The 26,757-nt window shown below is 50.3% G+C and carries 22 protein-coding genes; 15 read left to right on the plus strand and 7 right to left on the minus strand.

Annotation, left to right across the window (positions count from 1 at the left end):
• Window positions 1-122: 122 nt before the first annotated feature.
• The 3 genes from Q8W32_RS10395 (at window position 123) to Q8W32_RS10405 (ending at window position 2,684) form a co-directional block, all read left to right on the plus strand.
• Window positions 123-803, plus strand: a complete 681-nt coding sequence (locus Q8W32_RS10395; RefSeq protein ID WP_305414837.1) for a haloacid dehalogenase type II — start codon at window positions 123-125, stop codon at window positions 801-803.
• A 186-nt stretch (window positions 804-989) separates the two neighbouring features.
• Window positions 990-1,727 (plus strand): oxygen-insensitive NADPH nitroreductase, encoded by a 738-nt coding sequence (gene nfsA / locus Q8W32_RS10400; RefSeq protein WP_303434012.1) that lies wholly within the window; start codon window positions 990-992, stop codon window positions 1,725-1,727.
• A 177-nt stretch (window positions 1,728-1,904) separates the two neighbouring features.
• A complete protein-coding gene (locus tag Q8W32_RS10405) occupies window positions 1,905-2,684 on the plus strand; it encodes a DeoR/GlpR family DNA-binding transcription regulator (protein WP_303434011.1) in 780 nt (259 codons plus the stop codon).
• A gap of 14 nt (window positions 2,685-2,698) precedes the next feature.
• Here Q8W32_RS10405 and Q8W32_RS10410 read toward each other — a convergent pair whose 3' ends face one another.
• Both Q8W32_RS10410 and Q8W32_RS10415 read right to left on the minus strand, forming a co-directional pair.
• Window positions 2,699-4,027 carry an aspartate aminotransferase family protein gene (locus tag Q8W32_RS10410; RefSeq protein WP_303434010.1) on the minus strand — a complete coding sequence of 443 codons (1,329 nt, stop codon included), beginning with the start codon at window positions 4,025-4,027 and terminating at the stop codon, window positions 2,699-2,701.
• Window positions 4,024-5,028 carry a phosphotransferase enzyme family protein gene (locus Q8W32_RS10415; RefSeq protein WP_303434009.1) on the minus strand — a complete coding sequence of 335 codons (1,005 nt, stop codon included), beginning with the start codon at window positions 5,026-5,028 and terminating at the stop codon, window positions 4,024-4,026. The genes Q8W32_RS10410 and Q8W32_RS10415 overlap by 4 nt, the downstream gene beginning before the upstream one ends.
• A 144-nt stretch (window positions 5,029-5,172) precedes the next feature.
• Between Q8W32_RS10415 and fabG the strand changes: the two genes are divergently transcribed.
• A complete protein-coding gene (gene fabG, locus Q8W32_RS10420; protein WP_305414838.1) occupies window positions 5,173-5,952 on the plus strand; it encodes a 3-oxoacyl-ACP reductase FabG in 780 nt (259 codons plus the stop codon).
• 242 nt (window positions 5,953-6,194) lie between these two features.
• Here the strand turns inward: fabG and Q8W32_RS10425 are convergent, their stop codons facing one another.
• From Q8W32_RS10425 to Q8W32_RS10445, 5 genes are all read right to left on the minus strand, one after another.
• The gene (locus Q8W32_RS10425; protein ID WP_303434007.1) at window positions 6,195-6,635 is read right to left on the minus strand and encodes a hypothetical protein; all 441 of its coding nucleotides are present in this window, start codon (window positions 6,633-6,635) and stop codon (window positions 6,195-6,197) included.
• A gap of 1,130 nt (window positions 6,636-7,765) precedes the next feature.
• The gene (locus tag Q8W32_RS10430) at window positions 7,766-8,569 is read right to left on the minus strand and encodes an ABC transporter permease (protein WP_370693308.1); all 804 of its coding nucleotides are present in this window, start codon (window positions 8,567-8,569) and stop codon (window positions 7,766-7,768) included.
• On the minus strand, window positions 8,566-9,330 hold the full coding sequence (locus Q8W32_RS10435) for an ATP-binding cassette domain-containing protein (RefSeq protein ID WP_305414840.1): 765 nt from the start codon (window positions 9,328-9,330) through the stop codon (window positions 8,566-8,568). Before Q8W32_RS10435 ends, Q8W32_RS10430 begins: the two co-directional genes overlap by 4 nt.
• Before the next feature lie 3 nt (window positions 9,331-9,333).
• Window positions 9,334-10,317, minus strand: coding sequence for a YVTN family beta-propeller repeat protein (locus Q8W32_RS10440; RefSeq protein WP_305414841.1), 984 nt, complete (start codon window positions 10,315-10,317; stop codon window positions 9,334-9,336).
• A 46-nt stretch (window positions 10,318-10,363) separates the two neighbouring features.
• Window positions 10,364-11,536 carry an ABC transporter substrate-binding protein gene (locus Q8W32_RS10445; protein WP_305414842.1) on the minus strand — a complete coding sequence of 391 codons (1,173 nt, stop codon included), beginning with the start codon at window positions 11,534-11,536 and terminating at the stop codon, window positions 10,364-10,366.
• 616 nt (window positions 11,537-12,152) lie between these two features.
• Here Q8W32_RS10445 and pedF point away from each other — a divergent pair.
• The 11 genes from pedF (at window position 12,153) to Q8W32_RS10500 (ending at window position 26,725) form a co-directional block, all read left to right on the plus strand.
• On the plus strand, window positions 12,153-12,581 hold the full coding sequence (gene pedF, locus Q8W32_RS10450) for a cytochrome c-550 PedF (protein ID WP_303434003.1): 429 nt from the start codon (window positions 12,153-12,155) through the stop codon (window positions 12,579-12,581).
• Between the two features lie 34 nt (window positions 12,582-12,615).
• Window positions 12,616-13,548: a transporter substrate-binding domain-containing protein gene (locus tag Q8W32_RS10455; RefSeq protein ID WP_305414843.1), complete on the plus strand. Its 933-nt coding sequence runs from the start codon at window positions 12,616-12,618 to the stop codon at window positions 13,546-13,548.
• Between the two features lie 284 nt (window positions 13,549-13,832).
• Window positions 13,833-15,836 carry an ATP-dependent DNA helicase RecQ gene (locus Q8W32_RS10460; protein WP_305414844.1) on the plus strand — a complete coding sequence of 668 codons (2,004 nt, stop codon included), beginning with the start codon at window positions 13,833-13,835 and terminating at the stop codon, window positions 15,834-15,836.
• Window positions 15,837-16,222: 386 nt separating this feature from the next.
• Window positions 16,223-16,546, plus strand: coding sequence for a helix-turn-helix transcriptional regulator (locus Q8W32_RS10465; protein WP_305414845.1), 324 nt, complete (start codon window positions 16,223-16,225; stop codon window positions 16,544-16,546).
• Window positions 16,540-17,859 carry a type II toxin-antitoxin system HipA family toxin gene (locus tag Q8W32_RS10470; RefSeq protein ID WP_305414846.1) on the plus strand — a complete coding sequence of 440 codons (1,320 nt, stop codon included), beginning with the start codon at window positions 16,540-16,542 and terminating at the stop codon, window positions 17,857-17,859. The genes Q8W32_RS10465 and Q8W32_RS10470 overlap by 7 nt, the downstream gene beginning before the upstream one ends.
• Window positions 17,860-18,040: 181 nt before the next feature.
• Window positions 18,041-20,419, plus strand: a complete 2,379-nt coding sequence (locus tag Q8W32_RS10475; protein WP_305414848.1) for a class I SAM-dependent DNA methyltransferase — start codon at window positions 18,041-18,043, stop codon at window positions 20,417-20,419.
• Complete coding sequence (locus Q8W32_RS10480) at window positions 20,416-21,696, plus strand: restriction endonuclease subunit S (protein ID WP_305414849.1); 1,281 nt, start codon at window positions 20,416-20,418, stop codon at window positions 21,694-21,696. Before Q8W32_RS10475 ends, Q8W32_RS10480 begins: the two co-directional genes overlap by 4 nt.
• Complete coding sequence (locus tag Q8W32_RS10485) at window positions 21,693-22,664, plus strand: DUF5655 domain-containing protein (protein WP_305414851.1); 972 nt, start codon at window positions 21,693-21,695, stop codon at window positions 22,662-22,664. Before Q8W32_RS10480 ends, Q8W32_RS10485 begins: the two co-directional genes overlap by 4 nt.
• A gap of 119 nt (window positions 22,665-22,783) precedes the next feature.
• On the plus strand, window positions 22,784-22,999 hold the full coding sequence (locus Q8W32_RS10490) for a hypothetical protein (RefSeq protein WP_305414853.1): 216 nt from the start codon (window positions 22,784-22,786) through the stop codon (window positions 22,997-22,999).
• Window positions 22,996-24,651, plus strand: a complete 1,656-nt coding sequence (locus Q8W32_RS10495) for a DUF262 domain-containing protein (protein WP_305414854.1) — start codon at window positions 22,996-22,998, stop codon at window positions 24,649-24,651. Before Q8W32_RS10490 ends, Q8W32_RS10495 begins: the two co-directional genes overlap by 4 nt.
• Entirely contained in the window at window positions 24,644-26,725 is a 2,082-nt protein-coding gene (locus Q8W32_RS10500) for a DUF262 domain-containing protein (RefSeq protein WP_305414855.1), read from the plus strand. The genes Q8W32_RS10495 and Q8W32_RS10500 overlap by 8 nt, the downstream gene beginning before the upstream one ends.
• Window positions 26,726-26,757 lie beyond the last annotated feature (32 nt).

Below are 26,757 nucleotides of genomic sequence, written 5' to 3' on the forward strand. Positions count from 1 at the left end.
GTGATTCAGGCAGCCAGGTATGGTTGTCTGAATCCGCGGATAATCTGTATCTGATGGACAAACAGTCGCCTCAAACCTGGCCATCTCCTGCGCCTGGAGCGTGGTATAACCAGTGAGAAAATATGAATAACAAAACCATCCTGTTTGATATTAACGAAACCGTATTGGACCTGAGTGCCCTGAAACCCGGCTTTACCGAGGTCTTTGGCCACGAGAGTGCCTTGCCGTTATGGTTTTCGTTACTGCTGCACTCCTCAAACGTGTGTATCGCTACCAAAGTCAGCACCAACTTTGCTGAATTATCCGCCGCGATGCTGGACTCTGTGGCTGTGCGTTATGGCATTACCCTGACCGATGACCTGCGGGCCAAACTATTGGCCGGTTTCGCCAGCCTGCGTCCTCATGCGGATATAAAACCGGCACTGGCAACACTGCGGAGCCATGGTTTTCGCACCGTGGCCTTTTCCAATTCTTCATCAACCCTGATAGCCAATCAGATAAAAAACGCCGGTCTGGAAAGCTGTTTTGATGAGATTATATCGGTAGAAGAAACGGGCAGTTTCAAACCGGACCCGGCGGTATATCACTTTGCAGCGCAAAAACTGGCCGAACCCATCGCGTCCTTGCGACTGGTCGCTACCCACGACTGGGATACCCATGGAGCCTTGTCGGCAGGTATGCAAGCCGCCTATATCGACCGCTCCGGCATTCCTTATCATCCGTTTTATCGTCGCCCGGATATTGACGCCAGTAGCATGGATCAGATTGTTGCGGCCATTCTGCAGCACTCGCAAGGTCTGTAGTCAGCGGTCGCTAACAAACAGCGCAGAGGGCCGTATATTGCGGCTTCTGGCTGGACGCCTGGCTACTGTCTCGCTATTTTTATGATGGCAAGTGATATCAACAGTATTGGCAAATGATGGCGTTATTTGTTCAACTGCGTACTTGTCTTGTCCATTTTTTGTATTCAATACACGACACGAGGTTGTATGAACGCGGTTATCGATTTACTCAAGTCCCATCGTTCCATTCGTAAATTTACCGATCAGCCCATCAGTGATGAATTATTGCAGACGCTGGTCGAAGCAGGCCAGGCCGCCGCGACCTCCAATCACGTACAGGCCTATGCCATTGTGCGGGTAGTGGATCGCGCCAATCGTGAGCAGCTGGTGACGTTATCGGGTGGCCAGCCCTATGTGGCCAGCTGTGCTGAGTTTCTGGTGTTTTGCGCCGATATGAAACGGGCGTTCGGAGCGGCAGAGCGAGCCGGGGCCGAAGTCGTCACCGGTATGACAGAACAGTTACTGGTTGCCACAACGGACGCAGCATTGATTGCCCAGAATCTGGTGGTAGCGGCTGAGTCTGAAGGGTTGGGTATCTGTTATATCGGTGGTTTGCGTAATAATCCGGCCGAAGTGAGCGAGCTATTGAAATTGCCGGCGCATGTCTACCCGGTGTTTGGTGTGTGTTTGGGGTATCCGGCCCAGAACCCGGAAGTCAAACCCCGTTTACCACTGGCGAGTATCCTGAAGCAGGATTATTACGATGACAGCCAGGATGAAGCCCAGATAGCTGAATTTGATGCGGCGATGGAAGCCTATTATCAGCAGCGTACCGGTAATAAGAAAATCACCAACTGGTCGGAGCAATTACGGCCGATGTTCAGCCAGAAACTACGGCCCCATATGAAAGATTTTTTGTTCTCCAAAGGCTTTGAAATGAAATAATCACGGCTCATCAGCAAACGCTGCTTGGGTTGTATGCTGTGAGGCCACTCTGATCGCAGTGGCGGCCTCCAGAGGTTGGCCGTTATTGTTTGTTAATAGTGCCTGTTTGTTGATTGTTATTGTTTGTTGATGCTGTTTGTTAATCAACTTTTGATCGCCTGAACCACGGAACGCCATATGTCGCGCAAGAAAACCACCCGCCACAAGGCCATTATTGACCAGCTGACGATCAATCCGTCAATGCGGGTCAGTGAGTTATCCGGCGCTCTGGGAGTAACCACCGAAACGATCCGGCGCGACCTGGAAGAACTGGCAGCGCAACAGCTGATCAGCCGTACCTATGGCGGTGCCTTGCTGCGCCAGCCGGCTGAACCCGCATTGTCGGAGCGACACAAGGCCAACGTTGAGGAGCGCGCTGTTATTGGCAAGGCCGCCGCGCCGTTATTAAAAGGTGCCAGCGTGCTGATGATGGGGTCGGGGGCTACCACGGTACAGGTAGCCAAACGGATCGCATTTGAGATGAACAATATCACCGTGATCACCCACTCATTTGGCGTTGCGACCGCCTTGTCACTGAATCCGACCATTGAAGTGATATTGGCGCCGGGGGTTTATCATGCCGGAGAAGGGGCCGTTCACGGTGCCCAGACGTTGAGATTCCTGCTCGATTATAATGTCGACTGGGCCATTCTCGGGGCCAGTGGCATTTCTCCGGCAGGGCCAACCGATGCCCTGATGGATGCTGCCGAAGTGTATGCCGGTATGTTGCGGCAGAGCAGCCGCCATATGATTGTGGCGGATCACTCCAAATTTGACCGTATGGCCACGGCGCGTTTTTCACAGTGGGCCGATATTGACGTACTGGTGACGGATATCGCCCCGCAAGGCCCGCTTGACCAGGCATTGGCCAGCGGTGGTGTTGATATCCAGCTGGCCAAACCAGTCCGGCGCTCGTAGCCGGTTGCCCGCTGTCAGTCGGTACTGAGAGCCAGTGCCAGGGCATCGACAAATTGCTGCGCTTCCGGGCGTGTCAGGCACAAGGGTGGGCGCACTTTCAGGGTCGAGGCATGTTTACCGGCGGCACCAATCAGTACACCGGCATCACGCATCCGGTTAATGATCTGGACGGTGTGCGTCGGGTCCGGCTGGCCGGGATGATCGACGCTGCCAATATCCACACCAATAAACAAACCACTGCCGCGAACATCCGTTATACGGTCGTGCCCGTTGGCCAGCTGGGTTAACTGCTGCTGCAACCAGTGGCCGGTATCCAGGGCATTATGTTGCAGCCCCTCCTGATCCAGCACATTTAACACCGCCAGTCCCGCCGCCGCCGCTACCGGGTTGCCACCAAAAGTGTTGAAGTAACCGGTGTCCTCACAGAAAGCTGCCAGATAATCCGGTCGAGTCGCCATGGCCGCCATCGGAAAGCCATTGCCCATCGGTTTGCCCATGGTAACCAGATCTGGCTGGACGCCATGGTAATCAAAGCCCCAGAAGGCAGCACCAAGGCGGCCAAAACCCGGCTGCACTTCATCGGCAATATACAAGCCCCCGGCCTGGTGGATAACCTCAACGGCGGCTTGTAAAAAACCGGCAGGTTGGGCAAACACACCATCCGAAGAAAAGATTGAATCAACCAGCAACGCCGCCGGTGGATGTCCACGTTGTGTCAGAGTCCGGATTGCATCCCGTACGGCGTTGGCAAAACCGGTGGCAATGTCGTCGCCGTATGCTTGTGTTGAAGGCGGAGCAATCGCTATGACATGGTCGGGTAGCGATGCATGGCGAAAAGCCGACGGGGATACTTCCGTTACCAGAGCCGTATTGCCGTGATAAGCCGCTTCGGTCACGATAAAACCACTGCCGCCGCTGACCTTGCGGGCAACACGCATGGCGAGGTCATTGGCCTCGCTGCCCGAGCAAGTCATGACAACATTGGATAAATCACCGGGCAGCCTGGCCTTGAGGGCATCGAGGTAATCATCCACCGCGGCGACCAGATAGCGGGTGTTGGTATTCAGCCGTGAAAGCTGTTGGGTAACCGCCTCAAGCACCGCAGGGTGGCTATGGCCGACACTGGGCACATTGTTGTAAAAATCAAGATAACGGCGGCCATCAGCGGCCGTCATCCAGCACCCCTGGGCCGAGACCATTTCAATCGGCTGGCGGTAAAACAGTACCGAAGCCGCTCCCAGATTGTTCAAACGCCGATTAACACCGGGGTTGGCAGACGCCTGGCTGCTGTCAAAGGCATTCATATCGAGAATCGGGCGTACCGCAGAATCCGTCTGGCTCATTGGTTGGTCTCCTGTTGGTTCAGCCATTGCTGTGCCAGTTCGACGGTACCCTGGGTATAGGTTTCGTGTCCGGCAGCGGCAGCGGTCTCGGTTTCCGGGTGGCTGGCGATCCAGGCCGTCAGTAACAAACGACGAAACAGAATAAAATCCGGAATCATCTGGATATGTTCATCGGCTAACGGCTGTACGGAACAGTAGCCGCGCAGCCAGGCTTGTTGCAGCTCCGGTACCAGTGGTGAGGTTTCATAAAACGAGATGGCAGCAGCAAAGTCGTACATAAACCAGCTGAAGCCGCAGTCATCAAAGTCAATAACCGCCAGCTGCTTGTCATTAACCAGCAGATTGGCCAGCCGCAAATCGGCATGTACCAGCCCGAAGCGGTCGGGTGTTTCTCCATAGTTGGCCAGCCGTTGTTGCAAGCGCTGACACAGCCGCTCCAGCGTATCTTGACCTGCCGGCGTCAAGCCCGGCGCGGCGCGCCAGTCTCCCCAGAGCGGTTGTGCCCCAAAGGCACTGTCGAAATTCCAGGTTTTGCGCTGGAATGCAGGTGGTAATGTCCAGGCACTGGCTTGCTGATGCAGACGGGCAGAGGTGGCCCCCAGCAGTTCAAAACCGGGAATCAGGTTGGCATCGGCATCTGGCTCTGTGCCTGGCATAAAGGCAAAGGCAACGACGTAACGGGTCTGGCCCTGATCATCAAAGCTGGCGATAAAAGAGCCGTCATCCAGTGGTATCAGGGCTGGTGTCGTGACGACCTGATTATCTCTCAGGGTTTGAATCCAGTTCAGTTCGGAGGCAATTTCAGCACGGGAGTGATAATCCGGGCGGTGTACCCGAATCACCAACGGCTCTTTGCCTGGTTGCTCCAGCAGAAAGGTAGCGTTTTCCGACAAGGTGAGCAGGCGCACGCTGGCCTCTGCTCCGGCACCCCAGCGCGGCGCCAGTTGTAGTACGCCCTGTTGTAGCCGATTAACAAACTGATCGTCGTAAATACCTGTCATGGTGTGCTCTCTGATACGGGAAATGTCCAAGGTGTCGGGTTATTAGATCGACAAAATCTTTATCTTGCAAATTAAAATGTTGCAAGAGCAAAAGTATACCGAGATGATGTGCTGTATCAACTCACTGTAAATCGAGGGAAAATCATGTTCAGTTCCATCAAAGACAAAGTCGTGATCGTGACCGGTGGCTCCAAAGGTATCGGCAAGGGTATTGCGCAGATTTTTGCCCGTCAGGGGGCCAAGGTAATGATTGCTGCGCGGGGCGAGGAGGAAGCCCAGCGGACGGTTGCTGAAATCGAGGCAGAAGGCGGAATCGCTGCCTTCTGCCAGTGTGATGTAGCCGATTGGCAATCGGTACAGGAAATGGTGGCAGCCACCACGGATATATTTGGCAAGATTGATATATTGTGTGCCAATGCCGGTATATTCCCACAGACCAAACTGATCGATCTGGAGCCAGACGATTGGGACAAGGTAATGGACACCAACCTTAAAAGTACATTCCTGTGCGTAAAAGCCTGTATTCCATCCTTCGAAGCAGCGGGGAAAGGTCGGGTTATTGTGACGTCATCCATTACTGGCCCAATAACCGGTTATCCTGGCTGGTCACATTATGGTGCATCAAAAGCGGGTCAATTGGGTTTTCTGAAAACCGCAGCGATGGAACTGGCGCGTTACAACACGACGATGAATGCCGTTATGCCGGGCAATATTATGACGGAAGGATTGGCGGATCTGGGAGAAGAGTATTTGAACAGTATGGCATCATCCATTCCGCTTAAACGCTTGGGCGCGGTTGAAGATATTGGTAATGCCGCATTGTTTTTTGCCTCGGATGAAGCATCGTATATCACCGGCCAGCAAATTGTTGTGGATGGTGGGCAGATCTTGCCAGAAAGTCTGGATGCCATCGCTGAGATTTAAGTGCTGTGATTTAAGGTTATTGGCAACAGCTCATAAGCTTAATATAGTCTGGAATAACAACAGACAACATAGACAACAGACAACATAGACAGCATAACAGGCTCAACAACCAGTACCGGACAAGTACCGGGCAAGTACTAAAACAGACAATAGCAGCAGAGGATACAACATCTGCTGCTATTGTTGAGAGTAAAACACACACAGCGGCAACCCGCAGGTTTACCGGCTGTGTATGGTTATGACTACTCTTTCCAGGTTCTTACAACAGCAAACCCGTATTCTTCAATCCATTGATCCAGCAGCTTGGGAGAGCGTTTGATCTTCTCCACAACTTCCTGGGTAGCCGGATTGCGGTATTTGCCGACTTTCAGCTTCGGCAGGGGCAGGCTGGAGGTCTTCTGTACCTTTAACGCCGCTTTGGTGAAGTGTTTTTGCAGTGATTCATACAGAGCGCTTTCTGGATTGCTTTTAATCCAGTTTTCCAGATCTGATGCAATGTACTGGTAATACTCTTTCTCGGAAACACCGTGCTGCGTTAATGCTGATTGAAAGGCTTCTGCGATGTCATTCAGAGCAGCGTATTTTTTTTGCTGATCGGCTTTGGCCTGAATTAATTCGGCAAGTTTCTTTTGCTCGGCTTCAATCAGCTCATCGATATTAGTTTCGAGAATGGATACGGTCATTCAAACCTCTGATGGTTTAATGGTGAATATGGGCAGGTAAAACCAAAAATGTTGCACATGCAAAAAGACACAGAAAAAAACAAAGAAATGCGCAGTGTATAAACAATAACACGCAATCCTTGTTGGTTTTTTATGCTGTAGGAGCAGATGCAAGACTCTCAGGTGTTCCTGATGATTACTGTATAGCACAGAGTTCACCAATGTTCCAAGATAGCAGTATTAAAAAACATGAAGTCGTGAGTGTTTTGGGGCAACAAACCGCCAACGACATGGTGAGTAGCAGGGATGGATAATGGCTTCATTGCACTTGCGTCGATTTTTTAACCAGAATAGTGGAACAGTAATATGCACTCAGGTGCATTAATCTGAGAGGTGAGAATAATGCAAGGATATGTAAATTATGAAAAATATGCAGTAAAGACCGGCCCGCTGGCTGCTTATGGTAGGAGCAAATAGCATTGCCGTTGATTGACGAAACCAATACGACCAAAGTAAAGGTGACCTTATCTGACCCGTTGGACAGGTTAAAGAGCCGTTGATTTATTCATCGGAAATAGCAGGTCAAGGTGATACACCATCGTCATGGTCAGCATGTGCATCGTTGGTTTTATAATATGGCAGTTGTTTTTATGAGCTGTTTATAACCGTAATGCCTGATTATCGGTCTGGGTGCCTGTTATTCAATTCTTACCCGCAGTGTTCACCTGAATCGCCACGACCAGTATCTACTGGACTCCGGGCGTCGGGTGACAGAGCCGACAGAGCCGACAGAGCCAGAGCAGCGATACAGCAGGAAGTGATACAGCAGGACCAGGTTTGATACAGGGAGATTATCACCGGGCCTGCAAGCCGACTGGAGCAAGTCAGCTGGAGCAAGCTGGCGGGTCGTGAGAGCGGTTGTGAAGCGGTTGTGAGAGAGGTCGTGACAGGGATTGTGAAGGGATTGTGAAGGGATTGTGAGAGCGGTTGTGACAAAGAAGGATATGAGGGCTGATAGAACAGCAGGTAACGGCATACAGAGGCTGTGCCGCGAAGAGGCGCAAGATTACCCGTATGACCCTGTCACAGGCATGACAGGGCATGATGCATGATTAATCCGGTACTGACTGACAGATGTTGGTCTGTATTGATCAGCGCTGGTTGGGTTTGCCGATCTGACCGCGTTCCGGGTTAAACGTCAGCACCGCCAGCAAGGTAAATACCATCAGGCAGCCACTGACCACCAACAGCGCGTCAGCGTTCAATTTACCGTACAGCGCATGGCGAATCAGCTCGACACAAAAAGAGAAAGGATTTATGCGGCACAGCCAATAAAGCCATTCACTGGATTCCTGCATTTTCCAGAGCGGGTATAAAGCCGACGACATAAAAAACATCGGGAAAATAACAAAATTCATCACTCCGGCAAAATTCTCCAGCTGGCGGATAAAGCTGGATATAAACAGCCCGATGGCCCCGAGTAATACACCGGTCAGTATAACCGCGGGAGCAACCCACAACAGACCAACCTGTGGCACTTCAACGTCGAATAACCAGGCAATCGCAAGAAAGGCATATACCTGTGGAATGGCGACCAGAGTGCTGGCAACCAGCTTGCTGAGTAGCAAATACCAGCGGGGCAGCGGGCTCATCAACAACACCCGCATACTGCCCATTTCACGGTCATATACCATCGACAGCGAGCTTTGCATGGCATTAAACAGCAAAATCATCGCCACCAGTCCGGGGACGATATACACCTCATACGTGATGTAGGTGTCGTAAGGCTCGATAATGGAAATCCCTAGCGCCGCCCGAAAACCGGCGGCAAAAACCGCCAGCCACAACAATGGCCGCACCAATGAACTGAAAAAGCGACTGCGCTGATGAATAAAACGCAAGCTTTCACGTTTGAGAATGCCACTAAAGGCATACCAGTAACTGGCCAGGCTCATAGGTTGGCTCCATCCGTTGGCGGTGGGCGGGAAGTCAGCTGCTCAAAAGCCTCCACCAGGGAGGTCGTACCGGTTTGCTGGCACAGGGCATGGGCCGAGGTACTGGCCAGTACACTGCCCTGATGCAGCAGCGTGACGGGATCGATGGGCAAGATTTCTTCAATCAGATGGGTGGCCCACAGCACGGTGACCTGCCGCTGTTCACACAGCGAACGGACATGGCGATTGAGACTGGCGCGGGTGTGCGGGTCGAGGCCAACCGTGGCTTCGTCCAGTAACAGCAAACTGGGGTGATGCAGGAGCGCTCGGGCGATTTCCACCCGGCGGCGATGGCCGCCGTTTAGCGCCCGGACTTTTTTGTGCCGGGCATCGAGTAATTCCACCCGGGCCAGCTCTTCCTCGATACGCTGCTGGCGCAAGCGCGTCGACAGGCCGTGCAGGCAGCCGTGGTAGTCGAGATTCTGTTCGACGCTAAGATCGAGATCGAGAGTACTTTGCTGGAACACCATACCAATATTACCCAGCAGGGCAGCCGGGGCATGACGCAAGCTGTGGCCATTCACCCGGATGTCACCCTGTTGCACCTGAAACAAGCGGCTGATCAGCGCAAACAGCGTACTTTTACCCGCGCCGTTGGGGCCGAGCAGAGCATGAAACTGACCGGCCTGAAGATTGAACGACACCTGCTTCAGTGCTTGTTTGCCGGGGTAGCAGTGCCCCAGCTGATCGACTTCCACTAACGGCTGTGATGAATGCGTCATAACTCAGTCTGGCTTGATGGCCAGCCCCCAGGGGTAGCGTCCTACCTTGATGGATTTGGTGACCTTCATCCGTTCGATATCAATCACCGAGACATCGCCACTGATACCGTTGGTCGTGAGCAGGAATTTTTCATCGGGCGTCAGTGCCATATGCCAGACCCGGCGGCCGACCAGCAAATAGTCGAGCACTTCCCAGGTGTTGGCATCCACCACCGCGACATGATTGGCCGGGCCGAGGGCAACAAAGGCATAACGGCCGTCAGAGGTCAGCTTGACGCCAACGGGCTGCACCTTGTCACGATGAATCCCGCGGATATTGAAGCGGATCTTGTGGAGCTCTTCCTTACTGGCAACATCGATCACCGATACCGTGCCACCAATCTCGGCACTGGCCCAGAGGCGGTTGCCATCCTTGCTGAACTGGACATAACGGGGGCGCTGGTCGACCTTGGTATTGTGTATCAGTTGGTTGGTACTGGTATCGATCCAGTGCAGCATGCTGGTGGTTTCGGAGGTATTGACCACCAGCTTGCCATCCGGGCTGACGGCCATGCCCTCCGGCTCAACACCAACATCAATCTGGCCGGTGACCAGATGGGTTAACGGGTTCACCACAGTCACCAGAGCACTGTCTTCGTTGGAGATATACAAGCGGTCGCCATCGGGGTGAAGGGCAAACTGCTCCGGGTCTTCACCGGAAGGCAGACTGGCGACGATACGTTGTGTGGCAACGTCCATCACCTGCACGGTGTCATCGTCACTGGCACAGATATACAGCAACGAATAGTCATGGTTAAAGGTGATACCACGGGGGCGCTGGCCGACCTCGATGGTGTCGACCACGGCAAAACTGTCCAGATCAATAATGGAAAGCGAATTGTCTTTCTCGTTGGAAACATAAGCCAGCGCCGCCTGGGCGCTGACCGGCAGCAATAATGGGGTGATCAGTGCTGCAGAGACTAACAGCTGTTTAAAAGGGGAATTCATCCTGTGGCTCCTCGGATTTGGGCAGGTGCAGATAGTGGCGGCCGGTTTAATCAGCTTGATCGACCAGTCGGCACTGGCTCTCGGGCTGGTCAAAACCCAGGGTGTCAAGTTCGGTATAAGGGTGCAGATAACCTTCCTGCGGCGACTGGGATACCAGCGCCCGTGGATGCACCAGCGCAATCGGTTGGCGCAGCTGGCCATTCCAGTGCCGGTAGGTCAGCTTGCGGCCCTTGAAGCCCGCCAGTTCAAACCGGCTACTGAGCAAATGGCTACGAATATCAGTGGCGGAATAAGGAATCTGATGGGACAGGGATTCGCCAATGGAACGAATGGCAGCCCAGGCAGCATAATCCTTGTCGGTCATCCAGCGGCTGGCTTGCCGGTCAAAGCGACTTTGCAGCTGTGCCGCTCCCCATTGTTCAATAACACGATGCCAGCCCACGGGCTTCAGCCCCTGGGTTCCGGTGACAGGACGTGGGTACCAGGTGTTATAAAGCAGGAATTCGCCAAAATCGCCAACTTCATCGGCCACCACAACCGCATCGTACTCTTTGGTCTGGGTAAATAGTGGCACCTCGGTTTGGGCAGACCGACGCAGGTCAGAATCAAAGGTCCAGTCTTTTGCGGCGACAATTTTGCCCCCAAAACGTTTGGCTGAGCGCCGGACAGCATTGGCGTAATCCTTGTCTTCCGGACGAGTGCCGCTGATCAGCAACCATTTTTTCAGTTTCTTCCTGATCAGCCACTGGGCCATGGCATCGGTGAGCATGGCGCGGCTGGGCAAAGTGTGCAGCACATTGGCCACACACTGGTTGAGACGTAATGAATCGTCGTAACTCCCCACATTAAAAAACAGCAGCTCGGGGTACTGGTTGGCCATCGTTGTCAGGGTCTGGGCCGGAGCGTTCACCAGCAACAACTGGATGCCCTGTTGCTGAAAGCGATGGAGTGCGGCCAGGAGTTCAGCCTCATCATAGCTGCGGGCCTGCTCCAGAGAGTAGGCGAGACCAAGAAAGCGGCCTCCGGCGTTGTTATCGCTGATACCCAACAACGCCCCTTGCAGGGCATTGTCTTGCGGGTCGGGCAAAACATTGGAAAGCAGCGGTGGGGTCTCGTGCTGCAATTCAAGATAACCAATCTGGATGGATTGGGTATCGGCTGCCGGAGTCGCGGCGTTGACCATCGTGGTGACGGACAGCAGCCAGCAACTGAGCAGCAAGGTTGGTAATCCTGTGGGGGCAGACCTTTGCCCCGATGTTAGGCAGGTCAAGCCGGTTGAGCAGATTGACCAAAGAGAGAGGCAAAAGGCATAAGTCTGATGAAATCGGGCGTTTGTCATAGTATCCCGCCGTTGCAAAATGATTATTGTTGTTATGGTAATAAAGCCCGGATAAAGCCTGATTGTTATCGGCGGGACTGTTATTTCAACGAGATTACGCAACCCGACAAGAGACAGGTATAGGCATTAAGTACCCAACATTTACGCCTCTCGTACTATGTGATGCAGCGCGGGTACTGTTGCCATGCCGCGGCCGTTATTGCCGGAATGGAACCCGGTTTTACCCCAGAGGCTGTTATAACGCCGTCAGATAGCGGCCACGGTTGGATTTTACCGGGTCGTGTCGGTGGTTATCCGGTGATGATTGCAGCACCTTTCCCTTCTGATTTTATGATGAATGGCAACCCAGTGCCAGCCGCCTCCCCCTGAAGACCGCCGTTATTGGCAATACCCTCCTAGTACCAAGGTACTGAAAATCGGCTACCAAAGTGTTCTGTGGCCCGTTTTTACTCGTACCTAGAATAAGCTCAAAGAAAATAACAAACGGGTACTCATAATGAAAAAATTCAGTTCTGTCCTTCATGGCATCGCATTAGCTGGTTTTATGGCAGCGTCGGGTACTGTCTGGGCGCACGGAGATGTGACACCTCAGGCGATTGACGTCAGTGGTCTTGAGAAGCTTGGCGACGAATGGCGCGAAGAAAACCCATACCGTGGTAATCCACGCGCTATCGAAATTGGCGCATCGGCATACGCTCAGAACTGTGCCCGTTGTCATGGTCTTGATGCCATTTCCGGCGGTATTGCACCGGATCTGCGGATGCTGGAGCCAGGCCTTGATGGCGATGAATGGTTCGTTTATCGGGTACGTAACGGCGCGGTGCGTAATGGCGTGCCATATATGCCGAAAATGGCCGACTTCCTCAGTCAGGAAGGTCTCTGGGCCATCCGGGCATGGCTCGAAACCCGTCCTGCAGACGAGTAATCCCTTGTTTTCCCTGACGGCGAAAGCATCCGGTATGCTGCTGAAACCCGCCTGGTGGCGGGTTTTGCTGCTGGCATGGGTGTTAGCGAGTAGCAATGCCAGTGCCCGCTCTCTGGAAGATGTGCAAGAGAGCGGTGAACTCAGTGTGGCGGTATATCGTGATTTCCCGCCGTACTCCTGGGAAGTGGACGGCAAGGCCATGGGGTTTGACGTGGAGATTGCACGGGCACTGGCCAAAGGGCTGGGCGTCAAGCTGCATCTGCACTGGATGATCCCGGATGAAAATCTGGATGACGACCTGCGTAACCATGTCTGGAAAGGCCATTATCTGGCCCGGATCGAAGACGAACCCATGTTACGGCGTGACGTCGCGGATGTGATGCTGCGGGCACCGTACGACCGTGAATTTGCCTTCAAGGTCGACCCGGATGGGCGAGTCATCAACGATCTGGTGCATTTCTTTGCCCCTTATCAGCGGGAACGCTGGGAACTGTTGATCGATCGCCAGCAACTGGCAACGATCGAAAACCTGGCCACCTTTATGTACGACAAGGTGGGTGTCGAAATAGACTCACTGCCGGATTTCTACCTGACCAGCGCCTTTCGCGGCAAAGTCCGTAATAACGTGGTGCACTTCACGACCACCGCTGACGCCATTGCTGCCCTGAAAGAAGGAGAGGTTGCCGGCGTTATGGGCATGAAGTCGCAGCTGGAGTGGGGCATGCAACAGCTGGGTGACAGTCAGGCCGAGCGTTACCAACTGGCCGATATACCAATGCCGAATCTGGTGAGTCGTTATTGGGAAGTGGGTATGGCAGTCAAAAACGATCATCGGGCGCTGGGGTATGCGCTGGAAGACGTGGTGACAGCAATGATCAACAGTGGTGACATGACCCGGCTGATGGCGCAATACGGGGTGGAATACCTTAAAACCGAGCAGTATCTGGTGCAGGAACAGGCTGAGTAATCAGCCTGATTCGGCTGCCCCGGTGCAGCGTCAGCTTGCCAGCAAGACACCAGCCAGCAAGACACAGCCCCGGCTGATTCGCTGGCACCAACAGTGACTGCCAATATATCCGCTGTTCGCAACGGATGTCTTTATCCTTGCCACCTCTATCCTTGCCATCTTTATTCTTGCCATCTTTATTCTTGCCATCTTTATTCTTGCCATTGCCATATCCTTGTCATGCCGCTGATGCTTTCCGCTACACTGTTTGGCCTATCCGGATAACGCCAACAGGGAACAGGTTTATGACATCATCCTGGCAGCAGCCACTACAGCACTATTTTGGTTTTGATGCGCTACGTCCTGGTCAGCAGCCAGTGATCGAGGCGATTCTGGCCGGGCGTTCCAGTGCGGCGATTTTTCCGACTGGCTCGGGCAAGTCACTCTGTTATCAGCTACCAGCCCTGATCTTGCCGCACCTGACCCTGGTGATTTCACCATTGCTGGCACTGATGCAGGATCAGGTACAGTTTCTGAAATCCCGTGGTATCGCCGCGGCCACCATCGACTCAACCCAGAGCCGTGATGAAGCCCAGGATGTTATGAACGGAGTGCGCAGCGGCACAATCAAAATCCTGATGGTGTCGGTGGAGCGACTGAAAAACGAGCGCTTCCGCCAATTTATAGCCCAGGTGCCGATTTCGTTATTGGTCGTCGACGAAGCACACTGCATCTCCGAGTGGGGGCATAACTTCCGCCCGGACTATCTGAAATTACCCGCTTATTGCCGTGAATTTAACGTGCCACAGGTGCTGCTGTTAACCGCCACAGCGACCCAGGCAGTGATCGAAGACATGCAAACGCATTTTGCCCTGGATGCAGAGGATGTCGTCACAACCGGTTTTCACCGTCCCAACTTACGCCTGTTAGTGCAGCCAACCGCCACCTCCGAACGGGTGGCCCAATGCGCCCTCTGGTTACAGCATCTGGCGCGTAAATCGGCACAAAAACAGCAGGATTTTGCAGCCATCATTTACGTCACCCTGCAACATACCGCAGAAGACGTGGCTCAACAGCTGGCCCGGCAAGTGCCGTTTCCGGTGCGGGCTTACCATGCCGGTTTGAGCCATGAGCAGCGCGACAGCATCCAGCAGCAGTTTATGTCGGGGCAAGTACCGGTGATTGTGGCAACCATCGCCTTTGGCATGGGCGTGGACAAAAGCAATATCCGCCAGGTCATGCATTACGACCTGCCCAAATCGATAGAAAATTACAGCCAGGAAATTGGCCGCGCCGGACGTGACGGCAAGGCATCGGACTGTATTATGCTGGCCGATGACAGCGGGCTGACGGTGTTGGAAAACTTCGTTTACGGCGATGGGCCGGAATTACACAGCATTCAACAGGTGATTCAGTCGGTCGCCGGTCAGCTAGAAGCGGGACAGTGGGAGGTACTGATGACGCCGTTATCCAGTCTCTCAAATATTCGCTTGCTGCCGCTGAAAACCCTGCTGGTCAACCTTGAGATGCGTGGCGTACTGACATCGCAATACAGCTATTTTGCCGAATATCGTTACAAGCTTGAACAGACCGAAACAGCGTTATTAAGCCACTTCAATGGTGAACGCCAGCAGTTTTTGGCCACGGTACTGAATACCAGCAACAAAGGCCGCAGCTGGTACACCCTCAACCTGGATGCTCTGGAACAGTCGTTAGGGGCGCAGGCCAGCAACGGAGACAGACCAACCCGGGTACGGGCATTAAACGCGCTGGAATTCTGTCAGGAAAGAGGCTGGCTACAGCTCGAAAGCAAACAAATGACGGATGTGTACCGGGTGAATGAACAGGCACTCGCCGAGCCTGGCCTGGCAGAATCCCTGTATCAGCATTTTTTGCAGAAGCAGGCCAACGAGATCAACCGCATCCACAATATGCTCAACCTGTTTCGTCAGCCTGATTGCGTATCACGGCGGCTGGCCGCCTACTTTGGTGAACAGATGCCGCAAGACTGCGGTATCTGCTCCGTCTGCCGGGGGCAGTTTAAAGAGTGGCTACCAACCCGGAGTGGTGCGTCATTGGCCGCGCTGGATGCAGCAACCCTGGTCGCTCCGTTACAACAGAAAATACAGCAACAGTTTGGCCGGGCCGCATCGCTGGAATTACTGACGCGTTTTTTATGCGGTATCCAGGTGCCCTGGTTATCCAAGGTGCGTGCTCGACAGTTGCCCGGTTTTGGCCAGCTGGAGCATGTGCCATACGCTGAAGTATCTCGCTGGCTGGAATCTGCCCGGGTCGTGCCGGAGATATAGAAAATATTGAACCACTGCACCGCTTTGTGTTGATGGCAGCTATATTCACCAGCCACCCAGCCAGGTTTCTGTTATCCAGCCCCTGTTAAACAGACTACAAACAGAATACAAACAAAGTACGAATAAAGTTCAAGAAAAGTACGAATAAAGTGCAAGAGAAGTACGAATAAAGTGCAAGAGAAGTACGAATAAAGTGCAAGAGAAGTACGAATAAAGTGCAAGAAAAGTACAAAGTCCCTGAATGGTTACTTTAGGTGATAAAAACCCAGTTAATGCAACCAATCAAGCACATTAAAATATATATTTGACAGGTTTTTTGTAAAGTCCTAAATTAAGAGCATTAAATAAATAAACCAGATTTAAAGTAACCAAAACGGGACTTTAAAATGAAAGTCGAGACCGCTACAGCACTGGCAGAAGAGATCGGCGACAGGTTGAAGCAAGCCCGACTCAACCGGGATCTCACCCAATCCGAAGTGGCAGCGCTTGCTGGCATAGCCCGCAAAACGGTTCTGAATGCAGAAAAAGGAAAAGTGCAGCTCGATACCATGATCGCGATATTAATGGCACTGGACCTCACAGAACAGATCGATCTCTTCCTCCCTCAGCAAGAAATATCTCCCCTGCAACTGGCCAAACTACAAGGCAAAAAAAGGCAGAGAGCCTCTGGCCAACGCAGCAACAAAAATAAGGAAACGCCAGAATGGTAATGGAAGCCATCAGAATAACTTACCAGGACGAACTGGTTGGCGCAGTGAGTTTTAACACTGAAAAGGGGTTCGGCTCATTTGAATACGACCCTGGCTTCGTAAAAAATGGCGTCGAACTGTCCCCAATCAAAATGCCATTATCGGGCCGCATTTATAGCTTTCCTGAGCTGGGTTTCAATACGTTTAAAGGACTGCCCGGATTAATTGCCGATTCATTGCCGGATGATTTTGGCAACGCAGTGCTCAACGCATGGGTTGCAGGACAAGGCCATTCACCAAACGAAATTACGCCACTGCAACGCCTTCAATACACAGGAAAGCGAGGCATGGGCGCACTGGAATATGCACCGGCGACACAGCTACGAAGTTTGAATGCGTCACAACAGGTAGAAATCCAATCGCTCGTTGCAATTGCACAGGAAATACTCAACTCACGAAATGATTTTGCCGTAGCACTCAAACAAAATGGCCAGGATGACAGAGAAGCAATGATGTCTTTGTTATCTGTAGGCATGAGTGCAGGAGGAGCAAGACCAAAAGCAGTATTGGCATTTAACAAAGATTTTACCCAGGTTCGCTCTGGCCAAGCCAATGTACCCAACGGTTTTACTCATTACCTGATGAAATTTGATGGCGTGAGTGAGCATAACAAACATCAAGAAACCTTCGGTGATCCATCAGGTTATGGTGCCATGGAGTTTGTTTATTATTTAATGGCCCAAAAATGCGGTGTCGATATGATGCCATGCCGCTTGCTCGATGAAGGCAAGCGACGACACTTTATTACCCAGCGATTTGACCGAATTAACAACAGCAAGGTACACGTACAAACGCTTAACGGCCTTGCCCACGTTGACTATAAAAAACCGGGTTCATTTTCTTACGCCGAATTATTTGGCATAGCCAGACAGCTGAAACTATCCGCTCTTGACGCCGAGCAACTTTTCAAGCGCATGACCTTTAACATCATTGCGAGAAACCATGACGACCACTCAAAAAACATTGCTTTTATGCTGAAAAAAGACAAATGGTCGCTCGCACCGGCTTATGATTTGGCCTACAGCTACAAACCAGGCAGCCAATGGGTGAACAGCCACTGGATGAGCCTGAATGGTAAAAGAGACCACTTTACACGAAGTGATTTCCATAGCCTGGAAAAACTCAGCCCGATTTTTAACAAAAGAAAAATCGACGATATTATTGATACAACCATTGAACACGTATCAACCTGGCGTCAGCTTGCGCAGGAACAGGAAGTACCAAAAACACTGATAGATGAAATACAAGAAAACTTGCGCCTCGATCTTGAGTGATGTTGATCTGCCTGGCCAGCCAGACAGACGTCATGACCTTGCGGTAACTCATTTACCCGCAAAATATACCTAACAGCCGTTCTCTATAGTACACTGATTTTCAACCAAAAAGAGGCAGCGGACGCTTCATCTCTTTCCCCCGCTGGCTCTGCTAATACGTTTTATAAGGCAAAGCTATTTCATGACTGACTTCTCTCAAACGGCCGCATTCATCTGGTCGGTGGCTGACCTTCTGCGTGGTGATTTCAAACAAAGCCAATACGGGCGGGTGATTCTGCCTTTTACCTTGTTGCGTCGTCTGGAATGCGTATTGGAGGCAGATAAAACAGCGGTTTTGAGCGAATGCGAGAAAGTACAAGGCATGCACCTGCCCGCGGAAGCCACGGAAAAACTGATTCTGCGGGCAACCAGCCAAAACTTCTTTAACACATCCCCCATGTCGCTCGATAAACTGGGTGAAACAGGCATTAAAGACAACCTCGAAAACTATGTTCAATGCTTTTCCAAAGATGCCCGGGAGATTTTTGAATACTTCAAGTTTGATGAGTTTGTTGGCCTGCTGAGTGATGCCAACCTGCTCTACAAAGTGGTGCAGAAGTTTGCCAATACCGACCTGAGCCCCGACGCCATTTCCAACCACGAAATGGGCCTGGTGTTTGAAGAGCTGATCCGCCGTTTTGCGGAGAGCTCGAATGAAACCGCAGGGGAACACTTTACCCCACGGGATATCGTCCGCCTGACCACCTCACTGGTGTTTATGGAGGATGACGACGCGCTGACGAAAGACGGCATTATCCGCACCATCTATGACCCCACCGCAGGGACAGGCGGCTTCCTGTCCAGTGGTATGGAATATGTGCATGAGCTCAATGCCAATGCGGTCATGCGTGCCTTTGGACAAGAGTTGAACCCCGAGTCTTACGCTATCTGTAAAGCGGATATGCTGATTAAAGGGCAGGATGTTAGCCGTATTAAACTGGGCAACACGCTGTCAAACGATCAACTCTACGCCGATAAATTCGACTACATGCTGTCTAATCCGCCGTTTGGAGTGGACTGGAAAAAGGTCGAGGGCGACATTAAGGATGAGCATACCCTGAAGGGCTATGATGGCCGTTTTGGGCCTGGGCTGCCACGGGTGTCGGATGGCTCGCTGCTGTTTCTGCTGCACCTGATCAGCAAGCTGCGCGATACCTCGATAAACCAGTCAGGCATTGCTGAAGGCGGTGGCCGTATCGGCATTATCCTCAACGGCTCGCCTTTGTTTACCGGCGGCGCAGGAAGCGGAGAGAGCGAGATTCGCCGTTATATCCTCGAAGCCGATCTGCTGGAAGCAATTATCGCCTTGCCGAATGATATGTTCTACAACACCGGCATCGCGACGTATGTTTGGGTGCTGTCGAACAAGAAATCAGCCGAACGCAAAGGCAAGGTACAGCTGATTAACGCCGTCAACCTCTGCGGCAAAATGCGTAAATCGCTAGGCTCTAAACGTAACGAGATGAGCGCAGACGATATCCGCATGATCACCCGCTGTTTTGGTGGTTTTGAAGCCATCGATAATCAGTCGCTGGATAAACCTGCCGAGCAAAAGAGCAGCCGGGGACGCCAAGCGGCCAACCCCAAACCAGAAACAACCAAAACCTTCGCCAGTAAAATATTTAATACCACCGATTTTGGTTATCGCCGTATTACCATCGAGCGGCCATTACGGTTATCCGTACAGCTCAGTGATGAACGCCTGGAAGCACTGCGTTTTGCCCCCAAACCCTTTAATGCGCCGATGCAGTGGATCTGGCTGGCCTATGGTGGCGATTGGGATGAGACAAATTACGGCCAGCTTGCCGACGTTGCGATCGAAATCAGGGCCGAACTCAAGGCCAGCTACCCTGAACTGAAAGAGAAGCAGATCAAGGAGCTGCTGGATAGCAAACTCTGGTTGAGCCAACAAGCCCTGCTGGATAAAGGCCATCAGCTACAAGCGGCACTGGGTGCAGCAATGGGGTCAGACATGATTATTGATCAAGCCTGCGATGACTTTAACCACTTTGAAGATGCGCTGAAACTCGCCATCAGGCAGACCGGTATCAAGCTGGATGTCAAAGAGAAGAAACAACTGCTGGATGCCATTAGCTGGAAAAACCCAGCGGCACAACCCGTTATCAAGAAAGTGCTGAAAGGGTCGGCTCAGGCCAGCCTTCAGGGTAAAAAGTACGGTGCATTTGAAACAACCGTTAATGGCAAACCCACCGTGGTGGAATACCAACCCGATGGCGACTTGCGGGATAACGAAAACGTCCCCCTCGACCCCTCACAGCCCACCGAAACCCTGATCGAAAGCTACTTCGACCGTGAAGTGGCCCCCCATGTGCCCGATGCCTGGATCGATTCCAATAAGCGCGACGCCAAAGATGAAGAGATTGGTATTGTCGGCTATGAGATCCCCTTTAATCGGCATTTTTATGTCTATCAGCCACCGCGTAGCTTGGAGGAGATTGATGCTGACCTAGACCAAGTGAGTGCGGAGATTATGGCGCTATTGCGGGAGGTTCACTCATGACGGAGAAGCGTTATATAGCTTATAGAGAATACAAAACGAGTAAAGAAATTCCTTTTTCTAGCATTCCTATAGACTGGACTTTTAAAGCACTAAAGTGGGAGTTGAGCGCAAAAAGTGGAACGAATACCAAATCGGAAACAGGTAAGTTTCCTCTTTGGGGGGCTAATGGAGTCATTGGAAAATCAGATTCGTGTATATCTATATCAAAATGCACATTAGTTGGTCGTGTCGGGTCAGCAGGCGAAGTTAATTATGCGGAAGGACAATTTGGTGTTTCTGATAACGTTCTAATTATTAAAAGTAATATAGATGACCTCCCTAGATTTAATTTCTATCTATTAAAGAGCTTAAACCTTGAAGATATTGTTTCCAAAAATGCTCAACCTTTGATTACTGCTTCCAATATACTTAACCAAATTGTTGGGTTGCCTCGGTGTGCTGAAGAGCGCAACCAAATCGCTAACTTCCTCGATCACGAAACCGCTAAGATCGACACTCTGATCGACAAGCAACAGCAACTGATTAAGCTGCTGAAAGAGAAGCGTCAGGCGGTGATCAGCCATGCCGTCACCAAAGGCCTAAACCCCGACGCCCCAATGAAAGATTCAGGTATTGAGTGGTTGGGCGAAGTGCCAGAGCATTGGATAACGAAATCTTATAGATATTCTTGTTTAATTTACCGAGGAAAATTTGGCCATAGACCAAGAAACGACCCATCTTTCTATGATGGTGAATATCCATTTATTCAAACAGGTGATATTGCAAGAGCTGGTAAGGTTATAACTTCATACAAACAAACTTTGAATGAAAAAGGAAAAGACATCAGTCAATTATTCCCTAGCGGTACTTTAGTTATGGCTATAGCAGCCAATATTGGAGACACTGCGATTCTTGGTTTTGAGGCTTATGCTCCAGATAGTGTCGTTGGTTTTAAGCCGCAAGAGGACATTGAGTTGGAATTCTTACGTTACAGCCTTTTAGCTGCACTGCCCGCATTAGAGCAAACGTCTACACAAAGCACTCAAGCAAACTTGAACATAGATAGGATTGGAGCAGTAAAAGCAGCATTTCCTCCCACTCATGAGCAATACGATATCATTTCTTTCTTGGATGATATGTTGAATAGATATGATGTGGTTGAAGAAAAATCGATGAATTTAATAGCTTATTTAAAAGAACGCCGCACAGCCTTAATCTCCGCCGCCGTCACAGGAAAAATCGACGTCCGCAACTGGAAGCCCGAAAACCCTCAACCCAGCATGGAAGCCAACGCATGAGTGATATCAAACTTTTCTCTATCAATGCCGATCGTGTTGATGAACTCTCAAGCCATAGCGCACTGCTGGAAAAAGATCTGCAAAACCTGATCGAAGGTCAATTAGAAACCTTTTTGGGGGTGCGTTTTCTCGCCAGTGAATACAGCACAGGCAAAACGCACAAAGGTCGAATCGATTCGTTGGGGTTGGATGAAAACAACTGTCCCGTGATTATCGAATATAAACGCCATAGTAATGAGAACGTGATTAATCAGGGATTGTTCTACCTCGATTGGTTGCTGGATCATCAGGCGGAATTCCAGCTGTTGGTGATGAAGCAGCTGGATAAAGAGCTAACCGAATCCATCGAGTGGGGCGGCACTCGGTTGATCTGTATTGCCGCCGATTTCAACCGTTATGATGAACATGCGGTACAGCAGATCAATCGTAATATCGAACTGATGCGCTATCGCTATTTTGGTAATGATCTGCTGTTACTGGAATTGGTTAATGCCCAAACCGTTGAGACCAGTGCCCCTAAAAAGATTACGCAAAGCAGCACAACCCAATCAGCAGCAGGTGGCAAAAGCAAGTCGGCTGATAAAACTCATGAAGAGCGACTGGCTGAATCATCCCCCGAGCTTGTCAGCCTGTACAATCAGGTCTGTGAATACGCGAGCGGCCTCGGTGATGAGGTGCAGCGAAAAGAGCTTAAACTCTACACCGCCTTTAAACGGATCAAGAACTTCGTCAGTGTTCTTGTATTGCCGCAGAATAAAGACCCCAGAATCCAGTTATTCCTCAAGCTGTCACCCACTGATGATCTATTAAAGCTTAACCCAACAGGCAAACTACATGATCCTGAGTTTATACGGGATGTATCGAAAATTGGCCATTGGGGGACAGGAAATATTGAGCTGAATTTACGTTGCACCGCTGAACTCGAAACCGCCTTTGAGCTGATTTCAAAAAGTTATCAGGCCAACTGAGTTTAAGAGAACGAACCCGTTACCGTTTGTGTCATAGCGCATTTAACCCGTGCGCTGGCAATGGATAGATATGTTTTTTATGATGCATGAATACAACGTCCGTAGGGATACAAAACCAGATGAGCAGTGCCAAGGAAGTTTATTTTCAAAACGACATCATCAAACAGCTAATCGCTAACGGCTGGTTGCTTGGTCAGCCCTCTGGCTATAACCGCAAGCTGGCGCTGTATGAAGAGGACTTGCTCGGTTTTGATGACAGGTTTCAGTACAGCCTATCGATCTTGACCGTGCTCATTAGGGCTGTATTTCATCAGACCATGATGGTTAAAGCATGAATATAACGACTCATATAGATAATCCAACCGATGTTTATGTTAATAAGCAGACGTTGGCACAGTTACTCCAGCTTAATTTGATACTGCCTCCGTATCAGCGGCGTTACTGCTGGGGTGAGTCACAAGTGGCGGCACTGTTAGGGGATATTGATAGCTTATTGCGAGACAAAGGGGGAGAGGAGGCGCAGTATCAAGTGCCGCTCTTTTTAGGCACGGTGATTTTGCACCAGGAGGGTGACGTTAAACTGCGTAATAACTTAGTGGATGGCCAACAGCGGGCACTAACTCTGAGTTTATTGCTCATTGCGCTGCATCGTTATAACAACCGATTAAACAACGGCATTGATGTTTATCAGTTAGCGGGCATCGAGCAGCCTGGTTTATTAAACGCTAGGTTTAGCCACAATCAGGCGCAGCAGCAATTGGCACTTAATTTTAAACAGATAGAGCAGCATATTAACAATGCCGCTTGGGCGAACAATCAAGAAAAGCTAGCCCAGATGCTCGCAGGTATTGAATGCGTGGTGATCACGATTCACTCCATCGATCAGGCGTTTGCTTTTTTTGATAGTCAAAATAGCTCAGGCAAACGTTTATCTGAGTTTGATCTGCTTAAAGCACGTCACCTGCGTGGCATTGTTTCTCACCCATCCGTAGGCATTGGTTGCTCTCGTATTTGGGAAGAGTATGAATTACTCAAGCTTAACAGCTGTCGTAACTATTCCGTCGCTTACTATTTGACCAAGCAATTATTGGGATACACACGCCAGCGGCAACGGGGCAAACCCGTGGATGCGTTACAACTAGACGCTGAATACCCTGTATCTACGCAATCGATCACGTCATCTGCAACACATCAGCACACGCCGACAGTAGTCTTGTCTGGGCTGACTAACTCGCCTTTTTGTCGTGATTGGCAGGTTGAGTATGATGCGGAGAAAAGAGACAGTTTTCCCTTTACATTTACCCATCAATTGTCGCTGCATGGGGAGAAAATTTCCCATGATGTAGAGGATGTGAGCCTACTGCCTTTACAGTTAAATCAGCCATTGATTGGCGGTGAGCAGTTTTTCATTTTTATTGCCAAATATGTGGCACTGTATAAGCAGTTATTTGCTTCTGACATCAATACTCAATCTGCAACTGATAACGGGGAGGTGGTTAGCATGCAAGAGCGTTATTTGCAGCTACATCGCGGGCTTGAAGCCAGGCAAGGTTTAGGCTATCCCCGTTTGATTCAAGTGTGGCAATCATTAGTTATTTTTTATGTGGACCGATTTGGGCAGGATAAGAATTTAGACACCTTTGTACAATTGAGCGATCAATATGTGTTTAGTTTACGCATTGCTATGGCTCGATTGTCTCGCGTTTCGATTGAAAAGTCGTTACGCAGTGATGAACTGTTTTTAAGATTTGCTCAATTGGCAACCTCGTCTCAAGCGATTAATTTGCTACGAAAGCTTATTGAAAAACGATCGACTGATAAGGTGTTAAACGAACGCTTAATGGAAGGAATTAAAGGCATAAGTGCAAACTACATCAAGCTGTTTTATTGGCATGAAGATAAAAGCAGTGATGCACTTCGTTACCCTGATAACGGGTTAACCCGCTTACTGTTGAAACATAAAAAGAGGAAGTCGCCGAGTGAATAATCCCGTCACTGAGCAGCCTGCTTCGCTTACAACAGCTAAATTCAGCCCTAAGGTTATGGTGAGTGGGCATGGTTGTCTAGCGGCTGAGCTATCGGATATACCCTTTTTGATTCCTATCTACCAGCGTTTATATAGTTGGGAAACTGAGCACGTACAGGGCTTGTTGGATGATTTATGGGATGCCTTTCGATACGGTGTGCCTCTGAATCAACAAAAAGAGTATTTTATAGGTGCCTTAGTCGTCACCCGTGAGACGGTTGAAGGTCAAGTGCTGTTAGAACTGATTGATGGCCAACAACGTTTAACAACATTATGGCTGTTGGCATCAGTGCTGGTCACTAAATCTGAACTCGAACTGGAAAGGCGCTCACAATGGCAGCAATTTATTGCCTTGGCTCAGCAGTCCCGATTAGTATTCTCTGGGCGAGAAGCGGATATAAAATCATTTAACACCTTCATACAAAATGTTGGGCAAGATAAGGAAGGGCGTTATAGCGCCAATAATCAACAGTGGTTAAGCAATACGGCTATGATTAATGCCCGCACTGTGATTGCTAATTTTTTCTCTGCTAGAGCTAACGATTGGAATCATGACAGGTTGCAGGCCTTTAGTGATTATATTTGGGCAAAGGCGACCTTCGTTATTACGCAGCTTGATACTCATACGGATAAGGAGCGCTTTTTCGATACTATGAATAGCCGGGGAATCCAGCTAGAAAAACATGAAATATTGAAGGCGCTAATGCTGACCGGTTTAAATGATGACGAACGGGTCGCTTACGCACGGGTGTGGGATTTATGTGCAGATATTCATGGTTACTTACCCAGTGAACTACAAACCGCATTGAACTTTGGCTTTGCTCCGCTACATAACATGGAAAAAAACGACCTGTTTTCTGCGTGTAAAATAGTAGAAGTTGCGGACAATAGGGATGCGCTCACGGGGGATTTGAGTTTAGAGGCTATTTTAGCTCCTGAGTTTTCATTATCTGTGGTGGTTGATACGCAACAAAGTGCGCCCCCTGCGGTTAAAAGTCCCGTGTCTTTTCCTGTTTTTTTATTGCATGTATTGAGTATTTTCCTTAAAGAAAATTCAGACTTGCCGGTTAAACAGAAAACAGTTTCGCTTGACGGTAAAAAGCTAATCGAAACATTTAAACCCGTGTTTGAAAACAGTGATAAAAGCCTACGGGTGGCTTTTATCGAGTGTTTACTGAAATGCAGGCTATTGCTGGATAACTTTATTATCAAAGGTCATACGGATACTGCTAATGCCTATGCTGATTGGAAAATTTCGTCACGGTTGGCAGATCCCTGTAGAAAGTCGCCGGCTAAGTTTACCGGAGAGGTATGGAAATCTATCCAAATGTTGCAATCGATGATGCATTTTAGTCCGATGAATGGCGGCCAACGGACAACATGGCTATCCCCTGTACTCAGCGCGTTAATCGCTCAACAAAATGCGCCCGGTACTGATGCATTTGCGCAGAGCTTTTTAGCGACCTTGAAGCTGCATGATAAGGCCTATGCCAACTCTATATTAAATGGTCAATCCTTAAGCAGTGCATTGGGGGCAAGTGAGGGGAACGCGCTGGGAACTCAGGTTCATCATTATTGGTTTTATAAGTTAGAATACTGTTTATGGCAGCTATGGTATAACTCATCCGCAGGCGATAAGAGTACTCTCTGCCCTAAACCGGACAACCTTTCAGCCCCGCAATTGACCTTTCGTATGCGCTCGGTAAACTCGGTTGAACATATTAGTCCGCAAAGCCAGAATAATGGCGAAGTCGATGCGGCTATGCTTGATCGCTTTGGTAACCTTGCTTTAATTTCGATCAGCGAAAACTCAACCTATAGTGATGCCGACCCTCTGACCAAAAGAGGGATTTTTGTGTCTCACTTGAAAAAGGGGTTAATTCAATCATTAAAGTTAGCGCATATTTTTTCTACATTTGAGACTGATTCCTCCGATTGGACAAATGAGGCTATGGCGCAACATGAACAAAAGATGCTCGATGTATTAACAGCGTTTCATGACGAAGGTTCGGCGTTCAATAACAGCACGCTATAGGTTTTAAGTAATTACTCTGTAAGGGATTATCG

The organism is Oceanobacter sp. 3_MG-2023, from assembly GCF_030688925.1.
In the GTDB taxonomy this organism is placed as follows: domain Bacteria; phylum Pseudomonadota; class Gammaproteobacteria; order Pseudomonadales; family Oceanobacteraceae; genus Oceanobacter.

Coding starts and splice junctions, on each gene's coding strand:
- Q8W32_RS10395 (WP_305414837.1), top strand. CDS start 123: ATGAATAACAAAACCATCCTGTTTGATATTAACGAAACCGTATTGGAC.
- nfsA (WP_303434012.1), top strand. CDS start 990: ATGAACGCGGTTATCGATTTACTCAAGTCCCATCGTTCCATTCGTAAA.
- Q8W32_RS10405 (WP_303434011.1), top strand. CDS start 1,905: ATGTCGCGCAAGAAAACCACCCGCCACAAGGCCATTATTGACCAGCTG.
- Q8W32_RS10410 (WP_303434010.1), bottom strand. CDS start 4,027: ATGAGCCAGACGGATTCTGCGGTACGCCCGATTCTCGATATGAATGCC.
- Q8W32_RS10415 (WP_303434009.1), bottom strand. CDS start 5,028: ATGACAGGTATTTACGACGATCAGTTTGTTAATCGGCTACAACAGGGC.
- fabG (WP_305414838.1), top strand. CDS start 5,173: ATGTTCAGTTCCATCAAAGACAAAGTCGTGATCGTGACCGGTGGCTCC.
- Q8W32_RS10425 (WP_303434007.1), bottom strand. CDS start 6,635: ATGACCGTATCCATTCTCGAAACTAATATCGATGAGCTGATTGAAGCC.
- Q8W32_RS10430 (WP_370693308.1), bottom strand. CDS start 8,569: ATGAGCCTGGCCAGTTACTGGTATGCCTTTAGTGGCATTCTCAAACGT.
- Q8W32_RS10435 (WP_305414840.1), bottom strand. CDS start 9,330: ATGACGCATTCATCACAGCCGTTAGTGGAAGTCGATCAGCTGGGGCAC.
- Q8W32_RS10440 (WP_305414841.1), bottom strand. CDS start 10,317: ATGAATTCCCCTTTTAAACAGCTGTTAGTCTCTGCAGCACTGATCACC.
- pedF (WP_303434003.1), top strand. CDS start 12,153: ATGAAAAAATTCAGTTCTGTCCTTCATGGCATCGCATTAGCTGGTTTT.
- Q8W32_RS10455 (WP_305414843.1), top strand. CDS start 12,616: ATGCTGCTGAAACCCGCCTGGTGGCGGGTTTTGCTGCTGGCATGGGTG.
- Q8W32_RS10460 (WP_305414844.1), top strand. CDS start 13,833: ATGACATCATCCTGGCAGCAGCCACTACAGCACTATTTTGGTTTTGAT.
- Q8W32_RS10465 (WP_305414845.1), top strand. CDS start 16,223: ATGAAAGTCGAGACCGCTACAGCACTGGCAGAAGAGATCGGCGACAGG.
- Q8W32_RS10470 (WP_305414846.1), top strand. CDS start 16,540: ATGGTAATGGAAGCCATCAGAATAACTTACCAGGACGAACTGGTTGGC.
- Q8W32_RS10475 (WP_305414848.1), top strand. CDS start 18,041: ATGACTGACTTCTCTCAAACGGCCGCATTCATCTGGTCGGTGGCTGAC.
- Q8W32_RS10480 (WP_305414849.1), top strand. CDS start 20,416: ATGACGGAGAAGCGTTATATAGCTTATAGAGAATACAAAACGAGTAAA.
- Q8W32_RS10485 (WP_305414851.1), top strand. CDS start 21,693: ATGAGTGATATCAAACTTTTCTCTATCAATGCCGATCGTGTTGATGAA.
- Q8W32_RS10490 (WP_305414853.1), top strand. CDS start 22,784: ATGAGCAGTGCCAAGGAAGTTTATTTTCAAAACGACATCATCAAACAG.
- Q8W32_RS10495 (WP_305414854.1), top strand. CDS start 22,996: ATGAATATAACGACTCATATAGATAATCCAACCGATGTTTATGTTAAT.